This window comes from Paracoccus marcusii (assembly GCF_006151785.1).
Classification (GTDB): Bacteria; Pseudomonadota; Alphaproteobacteria; order Rhodobacterales; family Rhodobacteraceae; genus Paracoccus; species Paracoccus marcusii.
On record NZ_VDDD01000038.1, the window covers coordinates 13,803 to 27,791 of the forward strand.

The window sequence follows — 13,989 nt, forward strand, 5'->3', positions numbered from 1 at the left end:
GATCGCCTATCCTGTGACGGGCCCGCCCGCATGGGCATCCGTCGCCGTCCCGCGGTTCGGGCGCATTGGACCCGCACCGCAGGGGGACCGCAATCCATGAAAAAGGCCCGCGAAACGCGGGCCTTGTCGGGATGGGTGGCAGGGGCCGATCACTCGGTCGGCGGGGCCAGCTTCTTGGTGCCGCCGTTGTTCAGCGGGTCTTCCTGGCGCTGGACCGAACCCTCGAAATGGGCGCCCGATTCGATAGCGATGGTCTTGTGGATGATGTCGCCCTCGACCCGCGCGGTGGCGGTCAGGCGGACCTTGAGGCCGCGCACGCGACCGATGACGCGGCCGTTGACGATGACGTCGTCGCCGACGATCTCGCCCTTGATGGTGGCGGTTTCGCCGATGGTCAGCTGATGGGCGCGGATGTCGCCTTCGACCGTGCCCTCGATCTGGATGTCGCCCTGCGTCTTGATGTTGCCCGTCACCGTCAGGTCGGCCGACAGGACCGAGGGTGCCACGCGCGCACGGGGTGCGGCGGCCGGTGCCTGCGCCTCGGGGGTGCTGCGCTCTGGCGCGACGGGGGCCGCCTGCGGCGCTGCGTCGGGGGTCGGGCGGGTCTCGGTCACGCGGGTCTTACTGAACATTGTCTGCTGCCTTGATGAAGCTCATCGGGTCCACGGCCCGACCGTTCATGCGCACTTCGTAATGCAGATGCGGCCCGGTCGAGCGTCCGGTATTCCCCATATCACCGATCCGGTCGCCTTGCGACACCCGATCGCCAACTTTTACATCGATGCGGCTCAGGTGGGCATAGCGGGTCTCGGTGCCCAGCTCGTGGCGGATCTTGATCAGGTTGCCATAGGCGCCGCTGCGCCCGGCAAAGGTCACGACGCCGTCGCCCGTGACGTGGATCGGCGTGCCGACGGGACCGGCCATGTCGATGCCCTCGTGCAAGCGACCCCACCGGCGGCCGAAGCCCGAGGTATAGCGGAAGTTGTCGGTGACCGGCATGGCCAGCGGCAGCTTCTCGATCGCGATGCGATAGGTGTTCATCTGGTCCAGCGTGACGATGATCTGGCGGGCCTTCAGTTCGGTGTCGGTCAGCGCCGCGTTGCCGCGGGTCGAATAGGACATCGGCGTCAGCGGTCCGCCCTGCCCGGAATAGCCGCTGCGGATGGTGCGCAGAACCTCGTCCGGGTTCATGCCGACATTGCGGAAGACCTCGTCCAGGGGGGCCACGGACACGGTCACGGCGTCCTCCAGCTGGGTCAGGATCTCGTCGTTGCGGGCCAGGATCTGGTCGCGCTCGACGGTCAGTTCCTGTGCGGTCAGCTTGGCGGCCTCGGCCTCCTCGACGGCCTCGGACCGCTGGTCGGCCGAACTGCGCAGCTCTCCCGACAGGATATCCAGCGCGACCGAGAATTCCTCGGTCCGGTCGGGGGCGGGGGTCGTGCCCGCATCGGCGGCGGCGACGGCGGTGTCGCGATCGGCCAGCGTGTCGCGCAGCGTGGACTGGACGGCAGCCAGGCCGGTCTCCATCTCGCGGCGGCTCTCCTCGGAGGAGAGGAGCTGCGACTGCATCTGAGAGACCTGGTCCAGCGCCACGGCAAAGCGCGACTGCGCGGCCAGCGCCTCGGCGGCGCGGGCGTCGCGTTCGGCCTGCAGCTCGGCCAGGCGCTCCTCGAAGGCGGCCTGGCTGCGCTGGATCTGTTCGCGGGTGTTGCCCGAGCTGACGGCGTCGATGACCAGGAAGGAACTGGCCACCAGCGTCCAGCCGAAAACCAGCGTGATGCCGCTGATGCCGACCATCTGGGTCACGGGGCGCAGGCGGACAAAGCGTGTCGTATCATCCGAGCGGAGGAAAAGCCGTTGCTCCGGCAGCCACTTTTCCAGCGACGCGTTCAGTCGATCCATCACCGTCATTGTCAGATACTGTCCCTCGAAGGCACGCCGTTGTCAGCAGGTCGGCGGGTTGTTCCGTTCGGTCACGGGTAAACAGCAGCTGTGCCTTCTTGGCAACAAGACCCTGGGGTCTGGTTCCCCGCATTGGCGGAACCCTGCCTTTATCGGCAAGGATCCGCCAATCGTGCAACCTAGGGGCGAGAAACCTAAGTGATTTCATAGGGCAGGGGGCCATCACGATCCGCGGGGATTCGCAGTGGCCGGTCGATCGGCGGGACCGAGCGCTGATGGCAGTCCGGGCGCGGGCAGATCCGGCATGAGATCCCGATGGGCTGATAGGCGCGCGGCTTGGTCAGGTCCAGCCCGTCGGCATAGACCAGCCCGCCCGCATGCGCGACCTCGACCCCCAACCCGATGGCAAATCGGCGGACCGGCGCGTTGAAGGCGCCCGCATGCTTCGAGACGTCGCGCGCCAGCAGCAGGTAGCGGACCCCGTCCGGCGTCTCTGCCAGCTGGCGCAGGAAGCGGCCCGGCTGCTCGAACGCCTGATGGACGTTCCACAGCGGGCAGGCACCGCCAAAGCGGGCGAATTGCAGGCGGGTCGCCGAATGGCGCTTGGTGATCGTGCCCGCCTGATCGACGCGCACGAAGAAGAACGGCACCCCCTTGGCGCCCGGCCGCTGCAGCGTGGACAGCCGATGCGCGACCTGTTCCAGCGACGCGTCGAACAGGTGCGACAGCCGTTCCAGGTCATGGCGTTCGGCCTGCGCCGCGGCCATGAACGCGCGATAGGGCATCAGCGCGGCGCCGGCGAAATAGTTGGCCATGCCAAGGCGGGCGATCTGGCGGGCGGTGGGGCTGCGAAAGCGTGCCAGGTCCAGGGTCGCCTCCAGCAGGTCGGACTGGCGTTCCAGGGCGACCAGATGCAGCAGCTGGAACAGGCGGGTCGGCGCCTCGGCCGCGGCATTGACCAGCAGCCGGTCGCCGTCGCGGCGGAAGACCGCGTTGGCAGGCAGCTCGGTCAGCTGGACACGGATGCCCTTGGCGGCCAGGGCTGCAACCGCCATCGCCCAGAGGTCGCCCCGCCGCCCGTCGGGGCAGGCAAAGCGTTCGGCCGCACGGTCGACGGCGTCGATGTAGTTGTCGCAATAGTGGAAAAAGTCACGAACTTCTTCCCATGGCGTCGACAGGCTGTTCTGGCTGGCGGCGCCGATCGCCTCGTCCAAGGCGGCCAGGCGTTCCTGGCCTTCGCGATGAGCGCGGTACAGGTCCAGGAAGGCGCGGGCCAGCACCGGGGCATTGGTCGCGGCCAGGCGCAGGTCGGCCAAAGGGGGGGCCGCATCGAACAGCGGGTCGGCCAGGGCCTCCTGCATGTCGATGACCATCCGCTCGGCATCGCCCGCGGCCAGAGTGGTCAGGTCAACGCCGAATTCCTGCGCCAGGCGCAGCAGGACGCCCGCGCTGATGGGACGGTGGTTGTTCTCCATCTGGGACAGATAGGGCAGGGACACGCCCAGCTTTTCGGCAAAGCGGCGTTGGGTCAGGGCGGCCCGGGCGCGGGTTTCGCGCAGCGCGCTGCCGGCATAGATCTTTTGTGTCGCCACGTCGCGTCCCCCGTTTGCAAAGCCGGTTCTAGCGGTTGCAAAGGCGGTCGGGCAAGAGGTTCAGCCCTGCAGGGCCAGCTGACGTTCGCGGCGCAGCACCCAGGTGATCGCCAGCAACCCGCCCAGGGCGGAGGCGCACATGATCGCCAGCAGGGGCGTGGCGCCGCTGCCCGGTTGCAGCAGCGCGCCCGCCAGCGCCGAAAGCGCTGCGCCACCGGCCACGGCCAGGGCGCCCCCCAGGCCCGACGCGGTCCCGGCCAGTTCGGGGCGCACGCTCATCATGCCGGCATTGGCGTTGGGCAGGACCATGCCGTTGCCCAGCCCCATCAGCGCGATGGCGCCGAAGAAGACAAGCGGGTGCACCACGCCCGACAGGTCGACCAGCAGCGCGGCCGACAGCGCGACGAGGCAGATGACCGCGCCGATCAGGATCATCCGGTTCAGGCCCATGACCGGAGAGAAGCGCGCCGACAGGAAGTTGCCCAGCAGATACCCGATCGAGGGCGCCGCGAACCAGTAGCCCACCTGGGCGGGGGTCAGGCCGAAAACCTGTTCCCCGACGAAGGGCGCGCCGCCCAGATAGGCGAAGAACGCCCCCGACGACAGGGTCGCGGCCAGGCAATAGCCCCAGAACCGGTGCGATCGGGCAAGGATCGGATAGTTGACCATCTGGGCGCGCAGGCTCATCCCGCCGCCACGGACGGTCTCGCCCATGTCGCGATAGGCCAGCGCCAAGACGGCGATGCCCAGAAGGCCCATGACGGCGAAGTTGGCCTGCCAGCCGAACAGCTCGTCCAGAACGCCGCCAAAGACGGGGGCCATCATCGGCACGACGGCCATGCCCATCGTGACGTAGCCCAGCATCGAGGCGGCGCGATCGCCGTCATAGAGGTCGCGGATTACGGCGCGGGGGACCAGCATGCAGACGGTGATGACCGACTGCGCCAGCCGGAAGACCAGGAAGGTGGTGGCCGTGGTCGCCAGCAGCGTACCGATGGTGGCCAGCAGGAAGCCGATCAGCCCCCAGATGACCACGGGCCGGCGGCCAAAGCGGTCGCTGAGCGGGCCGCCCAGCAGTTGAAGGACCGCGCTGGCCCCGATATAGGCCGAGACCGACAGCTGCATCACGCCGTAATCGACCTGGAAATCGCGCGCCATGCCGGGCAGCGAGGGCAGGAACACGTTCATCGACAGCGCGGACACCCCGGACAGGGCGACGAGGGTCAGAAGATGGGGGGGGGTGCGCATGGTCGGACCTTTCGAGGGGCGGAATGCACGATCTGCAAAACCTCCGCGCGAAATCCATAGCGCGGCTGCGGGGGGATGCGCCAGATGGATTGCGTCCCGCGCTGCGAGCCGGGGGGCCGGCCCCCCGGACCCCCCGCCGGTGGGGGCGACGCCCCCTCCGGGCCACCCCCGCGATCAGCCGAAGTCGTGGAAGATGAACCAGGCGCCGAGGCAGATCAGGGAGAAGCCCACGCCGTGCTGCCAGCCGATCCGTTCGCCCAGATAGACCCAGGAGAAGATTGCGAAGACCGAGAGGCTGATGACCTCCTGGATGGTCTTGAGCTGAGCGGCGCTGAAATAGCCGTAGCCGATGCGGTTCGCGGGCACCTGCATCAGGTACTCGAAGAAGGCGATGCCCCAGCTGATGAAGATCACCGTCACCAGGGGGGCGGTCTTGAACTTGAGGTGACCGTACCAGGCCACCGTCATGAAGATGTTTGAGGCCAGCAGGAGGCCGATGGTCGCCACGGGGACGGGTAGGTTCATGGCGTCAGTCCCACTGGCTCTGGCGGTCGCGGGCAAGGTTGCCGAAGCGGGTGAACTGGCCCTCGAAGGCCAGCTCGACCGTGCCGATGGGGCCGTGGCGCTGCTTGCCCAGGATCACCTCGGCCTTGCCATGGACGTTCTCCATCACCTGCTGCCAGCGGGCCATCGCGTCCAGGTCGCTGTCCGAAGGCTTTTCGCGTTCCTTGTAGTATTCCTCGCGGAACACAAACATCACGATGTCGGCGTCCTGCTCGATCGAGCCGGATTCGCGCAGGTCCGACAGCTGTGGGCGCTTGTCCTCGCGGTTCTCGACCTGGCGCGACAGCTGGGACAGGGCGATGACGGGGATGTTCAGCTCCTTGGCCACGGCCTTGAGGCCCTGGGTGATTTCGGACACCTCGTTCACGCGGCTGTCCTTGGCGGTCGCGGCCTTCAAGAGCTGAAGGTAGTCCACGATCAGCACGTCCAGCCCATGTGTGCGCTTTAGCTTGCGGGCGCGGGCGGCCAGCTGGTTGATAGGCAGGGCGGGCGTGTCGTCGATGAACAGCGGACAGTTCTGCAGCGCATGCGCGGCCTCGACGAAGCGGCGGAATTCGCCCTCGTCCATGTTGCCGCTGCGGATGCGCTCGGACGGCACCTCGGCGGCCTCGGACAGGATGCGGGCGGCCAGCTGTTCGGCCGACATCTCGAGGCTGAAGAAGCCGACGACGCCGCCCTCGATCGAGCCTTGGGTGCCGTCGGGCTTTTCGCCCAGCTTGTGAGACTTGGCGATGTTGAAGGCGATGTTGGTCGCCAGCGCGGTCTTGCCCATCGACGGGCGGCCGGCCAGGATGATCAGGTCCGAATTGTTCAGACCGCCCATCTTGCCGTCCAGGTCGATCAGCCCGGTGGAAATCCCCGACAGCTTGCCGTCGCGCTGATAGGCGGCGTTGGCGACCTGAACCGCGCCGGTCACGGCCTTGAGGAAGGACTGGAACCCGCGTTCGGCCACCCCGGCCTCGCCCAGCTTGTAGAGCGTCTGTTCCGCGGCCTTGATCTGCTCCTCGGCGTCGTCGCCGACCTCGACGGTGGCGGCGCGGGCGGCGATGTCCTGGCCCAGGGTCATCAACTCGCGCCGCAGGGCGAATTCGCGGATCATCTGGGCATAGTCGCGCGCGGCATAGGCGCTGATCGCCGCCGCCGCCATGCGGGCCAGATAGGCCGGGCCGCCCAGTTCCTTCAGGCCGTCGTCGTTCTCAAGGAAGGCCTTGATCGTGACGGGGCTGGCCAGCGCATTGCGGCGGATGCGTTCGGCGCAGATGTCGAAGATGCGGGCATGGACCGGGTGATAGAAATGGTCCGACTTGATGATCTGGCTGACCCGGTCGAATACGTCGTTGTTGGTCAGCAGCGCGCCCAGCAACTGCTGCTCCGCCTCAAGCGAAAAGGGGATGGCCTGCTTGTCCTCGGGCCCGTCGGCCTGTCCGGGAACGATGAAATGCGCGCTGGTGACGGTGAGAGTGCTCATGGTCTGCCTGCCCCTTCGTTGGTTGCGGTCCAGATTAAACCGAAGCGGCCGGCCGCGTCATGGGGCCGGCCGCAGTTTGTTGGGGATAACCCCGGATCAGCCGTTTGCCGCCTGCCATGCGCGGGGGTCGGTCAGGAAGGCCTCGACCTCGGTCAGGGTCGCGTCGTCGAAGGCCCCTTGGGCGCGGGCCTCGGCCAGGACGTCCCACCAGGTGCACAGGTGATGCAGCGCCACGCCGTGATCGGCCAGCCGCTGCGTGGTCTCCGGGAAGATGCCATAGTAGAAGATCACCGCCGTATGCGCGCAGGTCGCGCCCGTCTCGCGGATCGCGTCGACAAAGGACAGCTTGCTGCCGCCATCGGTGGTCAGATCCTCGACCAGGAGGACCCGCTGGCCCTCGGTCATCACGCCCTCGATCCGGGCGTTGCGGCCGTAACCCTTGGGCTTCTTGCGCACATAGGTCATGGGCAGGCCCAAGCGTTCGGCGACCAGCGCGCCGAAGGGGATGCCCGCGGTCTCACCGCCCGCGACGTTGTCGAAGGCCTCGAAGCCCGCGTCGCGCATGACGGTAGCTGCCATGAAATCCATCAGCGTGGCGCGGACGCGCGGAAAGCTGATGATGCGGCGGCAATCGACATAGGTCGGCCCCTTGAGACCGGACGCATAGGTGAAGGGCTGGGCCGCGTTGAAGTCGACGGCCTTGATTTCCAGCAGCATCCGGGCGGTCAGGCGGGCGATCTCGTCGCGCGCGGGAAAGGTCAAGCTCATTGGTCCTCCAGATGCCAGAACAGCGGGAAACCGGGGTCGAAGACGGTGACGGTCTCGTCGCCCGCGGTGATCTGCGCCGGATAGTCGACGGCCGTGTCGCGGCGCGTCAGGGTGATGCGGTCCTCGTTCGGCGCCATGCGATAGAAGGCTGCGCCGTTCAGGCTGGTAAAGGCCTCCAGCCGGTCCAGCGCTCCGTCGTCCTGGAACACCTGCGCCAGGATCGACATGGTGTTCGGCGCCGTGAAGCAGCCCGCGCAGCCGCAGGGCTGAAGCTTCGCCGCATCCGTGTGCGGCGCGCTGTCGGTGCCCAGGAAGAACCGCGCATCTCCGCTGGTCGCGGCCTCGCGCAGCGCCAGGCGGTGGGATTCGCGTTTCGCGACCGGCAGGCAGTAGTAATGCGGCCGGATGCCCCCCGCCAGAATGGCATTGCGGTTGATGACCAGGTGATGCGTCGTGATCGTCGCGCCCAGGTCGTCGCCGCCCGTGCGGGCGTAATCGACGCCCTGCGATGTCGTGATATGCTCCATCACCACGCGCAGCCCCGGCGTGCGGCGGCGCAGCGGGTCCAGGACCGTGTCGATGAACACGGCCTCGCGGTCGAAGATGTCGACGGACGGGTCGGTGACCTCTCCGTGCACGCACAGCGTCACGCCGGCCTCGGCCATCGCCTCCAGCACGGGCTGGACGCGGTCGAAATCGGTCACGCCCGATGCGCTGTTCGTGGTGGCGCCCGCCGGATACAGCTTGACCGCGCGGATGATCCCGTCACGGAACGCGCCCACGACATCGGTCGCGTCCGTCGTGTCGGTCAGGTACAGCACCATCTGCGGGTCCAGCGCGGCACCCTGGGGCAGGGCGGCGCGGATGCGGTCGCGATAGGCGGCAGCCTGGGCGCCGGTCGTGACCGGCGGCACCAGATTGGGCATGATGATCGCGCGGCCGAATTGCGCGGAATGCGGCGCGACCGCGGCCAGCATCGCGCCGTCGCGCAGATGCAGGTGCCAGTCGTCCGGGCGGCGAAGGGTCAGCGTCTGTGTCATGAGGCTGCCTCTAACCACGGCAGCACCGTCTTGCCAAGCAGCCGCGTTCAGATTTCGGGAACCCTGTCCGAAAGTCGCGGTTGAGTGTCTGCGCCATGGGGCGCAATGTGGCTTTGCCGGGCAGTTCCTGTGATGGCAGCCGAAAGGACCCTCGCCGATGAACCCGATGATGCCGATGATTCTTCCCGCAGCCCAGGCCCGGCTTGCGTCCCAGTTCGCACGGATCGCGATCGAATCGAACATGGTGATCGGGCTGCGCATGGCGGGGATGATGGGCCTGATGGTCCAGGCCCCCGGAGAGCCGTTCCGCATGGTCGCCGAAAAGCAGGCTGCGGTATCTGAATCGCTGTTCGCGATGGCCAGCGCCGGGATTCGTGGGCACAGCGCCGAACGCATGCTGTCGGCCGGCATGCGTCCCTATGCCCGAAGGACCCGCGCGAATTCCCGGCGCCTGTCCGCGGTCAAGGCCGGCTAAGGCGGAACAAGCCATGCATCCGCCCCGTTGGTCCATGACGCAACATCGGGATGGAGCGGGCGGATGAAGACGGCACTGATCACCGGCGGCGCACAGGGCATCGGCAGGGGCATCGTGACCCGCCTGCGGTCAGACGGCTGGCGCGTCGCGGTCTTTGATCTGGATGCAGAGGCGCTGGATGAGATCGGCGCAGCCGATCCCGGCCTGTTGGCCCTGCCCATCGATGTCGGCGACGAACGGCAGGTAGCGCAGGGAATGCTGGCCCTGCAGGGCTGGCTGAAGGGGGCAGGGCTGAACCTTGTGGTGTCGAATGCGGGTATCGCCGACCCGGTCAGCGGCCCCATCGAGGATCTGAGCCTCGAGGATTGGCAGCGGTGGCAGGACAGCCACGTGACTGGGGCCTTTCTGGTGATCCGCGCGACGGTGCCCCTGCTGCGTCAGGCGCGGGGCAGCATCGTCACGATGGCATCGACCCGTGCACTGCAATCGGAACCCGACACCGAGGCCTATGCCACGGCAAAGGGCGCGCTGGTCGCGATGACCCATGCACTGGCGGTCAGCCTGGGGCCCAAGGTGCGCGCGAACTGCATCCTGCCCGGCTGGATCGACACAGGGCCGTGGCAGAAGGCCGCGAACCGCAGCGATGCGGACCATTCCGACGCCGACCGCAATCAGCATCCCGTGGGCCGCGTGGGCCGGGTCGAAGATATCGCCGGGCTGGTCGCGTGGCTGGCCTCGGACGAGGCCGGGTTCGTGACGGGCCAGCGTTTTGTGGTCGATGGCGGCATGACGGTGCGGATGATCTATGCCGACTGAATGTGGCGTCTTGCCATGAAAAAGGGCCCCGCAACGGGGCCCTTTCCTTTGGCATGGCAGGGGTGTCAGATCAGTTTGCCCATCGCCACGGCCGTATCCGACATGCGGTTCGAGAAGCCCCATTCGTTGTCGTACCAGGTCAGGATGCGGACCATGCGGCCCTCCATGACCTTGGTTTGGTCCATGTGGAAGATCGACGAATGCGGGTCGTGGTTGAAGTCGGACGACACCAGCGATTCCTCGGTATAGCCCAGGACGCCCTTCAGCGGGCCGTCGGCGGCCGCCTTGATGGCACCGTTGATCTCGGCGACCGAGGTGTCGCGGCTGGCCTCGAACACCAGGTCCACGACCGAGACGTTGGGCGTCGGCACGCGGATGGCCACGCCGTCCAGCTTACCCTTCAGTTCCGGCAGGACCAGGCCCACGGCCTTGGCGGCCCCGGTCGAGGTCGGGATCATCGACAGCGCCGCGGCGCGGGCGCGGTACAGGTCCTTGTGCATCGTGTCCAGCGTCGGCTGATCGCCGGTATAGCTGTGGATCGTGGTCATGAACCCGCGGTCGATGCCGATCGTGTCGTTCAGGACCTTCGCCACCGGCGACAGGCAGTTCGTCGTGCAGCTGGCGTTCGAGACGACCAGGTCGTCCTTGGTCAGCGTGTCGTGGTTCACGCCATAGACGATGGTCTTGTCCGCGTTCTCGCCCGGGGCCGAGATCAGGACGCGCTTGGCACCGGTGGACAGATGCGCCTGCACCTTTTCCTTGGAGGTGAACAGGCCCGTGCATTCCATGATCACGTCGACATCGCCCCAGGGCAGTTCGGCCGGGTTGCGGATCGCTGTGACCTTGATCGGGCCGCGGCCCACGTCGATGCTGTCGCCCGACACCGTGACCTGTGCCGGAAAGCGTCCGTGGACGCTGTCATAGCGCAGCAGATGGGCGTTGGTCTCGACCGGGCCAAGATCGTTGATGGCGACGACCTCGATATCGGTGCGGCCCGATTCGATGATTGCGCGCAGGACGTTGCGACCGATCCGGCCGAAGCCGTTGATGGCGACCTTGACTGCCATGGGTATCCCTCTCGAGCAGGTGATGGTTGCCCGTGGTGTAGCGTGGCGGCAGGGGCGATGCAAATGCCGAAACGGGCAGCGCCCCGCCCGTCAGCGCCAGAAGCTGAGATACTCTATCAACCGATCCATCGCCCGCGCGGCCATCAGCGGCAGGTGTCCGTCCAGCCACACATGGTCCACGGCAAAGGCCGCGGCGATCAGCAGCAGCAGGGCAATCGCGATCTGGTTGGTCATCTGCGCCTCCGGTCGTCGGGGTTATCGCGCGGGGACCTGCCCGCGCCAAGACCCTATTCGTCGTCCTGCGGCATCTTCAGGGTCAGCTGACCCGCCTCCTGCAGGCGGCGGATCGCGCTGATGACCTCGGTCATTGCCTCCTCGACATCCTTGGGGCGGGGCTTGCCCAAGGCCTCCCGCTCTTCTCGCAGGCCGTCGGACATGCGCTGCGACAGGTTCGACAGGATGAATTCCGCGGCGGCCGCATCGGCCTCGGCCGGCGCGGCCAAGGCGCGGACCAGCGTGGTCTGATCCAGTTCGCGGACGATCTTGGGCACCTCGCGAGGTTCGATCCGGGTGGGGATATGGGCAAAGATGAAGATCGCCTTGCGCACGCCATCCGCGAATTCCATGTCGCGTTCGTCCAGCGCGCCCAGCACGTCATCGCGCAGATCGGCAGTGGCAAAGTTCAGGATCGCGCCCATGCGGTCGCAGGCCGGCGTGGCGATGGCGGGCTTGGGCAGCGCCTCGGCCGCCTGCAGCAGCACCAGCCCGACCCGGCGCAGCGCCGCGGGCGTCACGCCCGAGGTCATCGACATCGCCTGCGCCACCACGCGCGCCCGGTCGCGGGGCAGGGCGATGAAGGTGGCCGATGCCGCCTCGACCGGCAGCTTGGACAGCATCAGCGCCACCAGTTCGACGGATTCGGCATTGGCCAGCGCGATCAGGGATTCCTTCGGCAGGTTGCACAGGCGCACCCAGGGGTCGGACTGCCCGGTGATCGCCGCGGTGCGCCGCAGGGCGTCAGAACTGTCGTCCGACAACCGTGCGCCCAGCATGGCAAGCGTGCCGTCCAAATCGCCCGGAAAGGTGACGCCGACCGATTCTAGCCGGTCGCAGAATTCGGTGATGACGGCGTCGCGGGTGTTGCGGTCGATCAGCTCCATCCCCGCCATCTCCTGCGCCAGCAGGGTCTGGGCATTGGGGTTCAGGCGGTCCAGTCCCGCGACCTCGTCATCGTCCAGCAGAAGGCGCACGATCACCGCCGCCTTCTGCCGCTGGTTCAGCCCTGTCTGGCCCGTCATCGCCGCCTCCGTCATCGCATCCGACGGCAGATTGCCACGACAGCCTTAACGCAAGGTTGACGGCGACCCGAAATTACAGCGGGTCGGCGCCGAAGACGCGGGCAAAGATCGTATCGACATGCTTGGTGTGATAGCCCAGATCGAACTTCTCGTTGATCTCGTCCGGGGTGAGGGCGGCGGTCACCTCGGCATCGGCCAGCAGTTCGGTGCGGAAATCGGCGCCCTTTTCCCAGACCTTCATGGCGTTGCGCTGAACCAGGCGATAGCTGTCCTCGCGCGACACGCCGGCCTGCGTCAGGGCCAGCAGCACCCGCTGGGACATGACCAGACCCTTGAACTGGTTCATGTTGCGCAGCATGTTTTCTGGATAGATCACCAGCTTCTCGACCACGCCCGCCAGGCGGTGCAGCGCGAAATCCAGCGTGATGGTCGTGTCCGGCCCGATCGCGCGCTCCACCGAGGAATGGCTGATGTCGCGCTCGTGCCACAGGGCGACGTTCTCCATCGCGGGGATGACCGACATGCGCACCAGCCGCGCCAGACCGGTCAGGTTCTCGGTCAGGACGGGGTTGCGCTTGTGGGGCATCGCGGACGAGCCCTTCTGGCCGGGGCTGAAGAACTCCTCGGCCTCCAGAACCTCGGTGCGCTGCATGTGGCGGATCTCGCTGGCGATGTTCTCGATGCTGGAGGCGATCACGCCCAGCACGGCAAAGAACATCGCATGGCGGTCGCGCGGGATGACCTGGGTGCTGATCGGTTCGGGGCGCAGGCCCAGCTTCGCACAGACATGCTCCTCGACCGCCGGGTCGATATTGGCAAAGGTGCCGACCGCGCCGCTGATCGCGCCGGTGGCGATCTCCTCGCGCGCGGCCTGCAGGCGCGCGCGGCCGCGGGCCATCTCGGCATAGAAGCGGGCGAAGGTCAGGCCCATGGTGGTCGGTTCGGCGTGGATGCCGTGGCTGCGGCCGATGCGGACGGTGTCCTTGTGTTCATGCGCGCGGGCCTTCAGGGCGGCCAAAACCCGGTCCATGCCCGCCAGCAGCAGGTCGCTGGCACGGACCAGTTGCACGTTCAGCGTGGTGTCCAGCACGTCGCTGCTGGTCATGCCCTGGTGGACGAAACGCGCCTGGTCGGCGCCCACATGCTCGGCCAGATGCGTCAGGAAGGCGATGACGTCATGCTTGGTGACGGCCTCGATCTCGTCGATGCGGGCCACGTCGAACTGGACGTCGCGGGCCTTCCAGACGGCCTCGGCATTCTCGCGCGGGATCACGCCCAGATCGGCCTGCGCATCGCAGGCATGGGCCTCGATCTCGTACCAGATGCGGAACTTGGTATCGGGGGACCAGATGGCGACCATTTCGGGGCGGCTGTAACGCGGGATCATGGCGGGCTCCTTTTGCTGGGTCGGGGCATAGCGGGGCAGGGGGACGGGGGCAAGTTTTCATGCGCCCCGGCTGGCTTTGCGGGAACATTCCCTGCGCAAGGGGGGTTCGGTGGCAACAGACGCGACAACCGACCGGAGATTGCCATGCGCCGCCCCCAGACCCCCCGCCCGCCCCTGACCGAGGCCGACCGCACCAGCCAGACCCGCTTTGGTCCGCGCCCCGTGCCTGCCGGCCATCGTGGCCCGCAGCCGCGCCGCACGGACGACACATCGACCGTCGCAAAGGCCGTCGTCTGGGCCGGCGTCGCTCTGGGCATGGCGGGGGTGACGGCCGCCGCGGCCATCGCCGCGCGCAAGCTGGCCG

Annotated in this window: 14 protein-coding genes and 1 pseudogene; 3 read left to right on the top strand and 12 right to left on the bottom strand. The window is 67.5% G+C overall.

From position 1 onward, the window contains the following. Nucleotides 1-149: 149 nt before the first annotated feature. The 8 genes from FHD68_RS08125 to pyrC form a co-directional block, all read right to left on the bottom strand. On the bottom strand, nt 150-632 hold the full coding sequence (locus FHD68_RS08125) for a bactofilin family protein (protein ID WP_045981162.1): 483 nt from the start codon (nt 630-632) through the stop codon (nt 150-152). Further along, nucleotides 622-1,911 (bottom strand): DUF5930 domain-containing protein, encoded by a 1,290-nt coding sequence (locus FHD68_RS08130; protein WP_127898172.1) that lies wholly within the window; start codon nt 1,909-1,911, stop codon nt 622-624. Before FHD68_RS08130 ends, FHD68_RS08125 begins: the two co-directional genes overlap by 11 nt. 185 nt (nt 1,912-2,096) lie before the next feature. After that, complete coding sequence (locus tag FHD68_RS08135; RefSeq protein ID WP_045981164.1) at nt 2,097-3,494, bottom strand: helix-turn-helix domain-containing protein; 1,398 nt, start codon at nt 3,492-3,494, stop codon at nt 2,097-2,099. A gap of 60 nt (nt 3,495-3,554) precedes the next feature. Next, nucleotides 3,555-4,742 (bottom strand): multidrug effflux MFS transporter, encoded by a 1,188-nt coding sequence (locus tag FHD68_RS08140; protein WP_045981165.1) that lies wholly within the window; start codon nt 4,740-4,742, stop codon nt 3,555-3,557. Between the two features lie 174 nt (nt 4,743-4,916). Continuing rightward, nucleotides 4,917-5,267, bottom strand: a complete 351-nt coding sequence (locus FHD68_RS08145) for a DMT family protein (RefSeq protein WP_127898173.1) — start codon at nt 5,265-5,267, stop codon at nt 4,917-4,919. 4 nt (nt 5,268-5,271) lie between these two features. Continuing rightward, nucleotides 5,272-6,774 (bottom strand): replicative DNA helicase, encoded by a 1,503-nt coding sequence (locus FHD68_RS08150; RefSeq protein ID WP_084693681.1) that lies wholly within the window; start codon nt 6,772-6,774, stop codon nt 5,272-5,274. Between the two features lie 96 nt (nt 6,775-6,870). Next, entirely contained in the window at nt 6,871-7,542 is a 672-nt protein-coding gene (locus tag FHD68_RS08155; protein ID WP_045981167.1) for an orotate phosphoribosyltransferase, read from the bottom strand. Further along, a complete protein-coding gene (pyrC, locus tag FHD68_RS08160) occupies nt 7,539-8,582 on the bottom strand; it encodes a dihydroorotase (RefSeq protein WP_127898174.1) in 1,044 nt (347 codons plus the stop codon). The genes FHD68_RS08155 and pyrC overlap by 4 nt, the downstream gene beginning before the upstream one ends. 157 nt (nt 8,583-8,739) lie before the next feature. Here pyrC and FHD68_RS08165 point away from each other — a divergent pair, with 157 nt between their 5' ends. Together FHD68_RS08165 and FHD68_RS08170 are read left to right on the top strand one after the other, a co-directional pair. After that, nucleotides 8,740-9,057: an antibiotic ABC transporter gene (locus tag FHD68_RS08165; RefSeq protein ID WP_240542528.1), complete on the top strand. Its 318-nt coding sequence runs from the start codon at nt 8,740-8,742 to the stop codon at nt 9,055-9,057. Between the two features lie 63 nt (nt 9,058-9,120). Further along, nucleotides 9,121-9,873 carry an SDR family oxidoreductase gene (locus FHD68_RS08170; RefSeq protein WP_127898175.1) on the top strand — a complete coding sequence of 251 codons (753 nt, stop codon included), beginning with the start codon at nt 9,121-9,123 and terminating at the stop codon, nt 9,871-9,873. A gap of 65 nt (nt 9,874-9,938) precedes the next feature. Here the strand turns inward: FHD68_RS08170 and gap are convergent, their stop codons facing one another. From gap to purB, 4 genes are all read right to left on the bottom strand, one after another. Beyond that, nucleotides 9,939-10,940, bottom strand: a complete 1,002-nt coding sequence (gene gap / locus FHD68_RS08175; RefSeq protein WP_045981170.1) for a type I glyceraldehyde-3-phosphate dehydrogenase — start codon at nt 10,938-10,940, stop codon at nt 9,939-9,941. A gap of 90 nt (nt 10,941-11,030) precedes the next feature. After that, the gene (locus FHD68_RS18970; RefSeq protein WP_045981171.1) at nt 11,031-11,174 is read right to left on the bottom strand and encodes a hypothetical protein; all 144 of its coding nucleotides are present in this window, start codon (nt 11,172-11,174) and stop codon (nt 11,031-11,033) included. 53 nt (nt 11,175-11,227) lie between these two features. After that, nucleotides 11,228-12,238 carry a FliG C-terminal domain-containing protein gene (locus FHD68_RS08180; protein ID WP_127898176.1) on the bottom strand — a complete coding sequence of 337 codons (1,011 nt, stop codon included), beginning with the start codon at nt 12,236-12,238 and terminating at the stop codon, nt 11,228-11,230. 73 nt (nt 12,239-12,311) lie between these two features. After that, the gene (purB, locus tag FHD68_RS08185) at nt 12,312-13,625 is read right to left on the bottom strand and encodes an adenylosuccinate lyase (RefSeq protein WP_127898177.1); all 1,314 of its coding nucleotides are present in this window, start codon (nt 13,623-13,625) and stop codon (nt 12,312-12,314) included. A gap of 144 nt (nt 13,626-13,769) precedes the next feature. Between purB and FHD68_RS08190 the strand changes: the two are divergent. Continuing rightward, nucleotides 13,770-13,989, top strand: a pseudogene (locus FHD68_RS08190) (hypothetical protein); the annotation flags it as partial.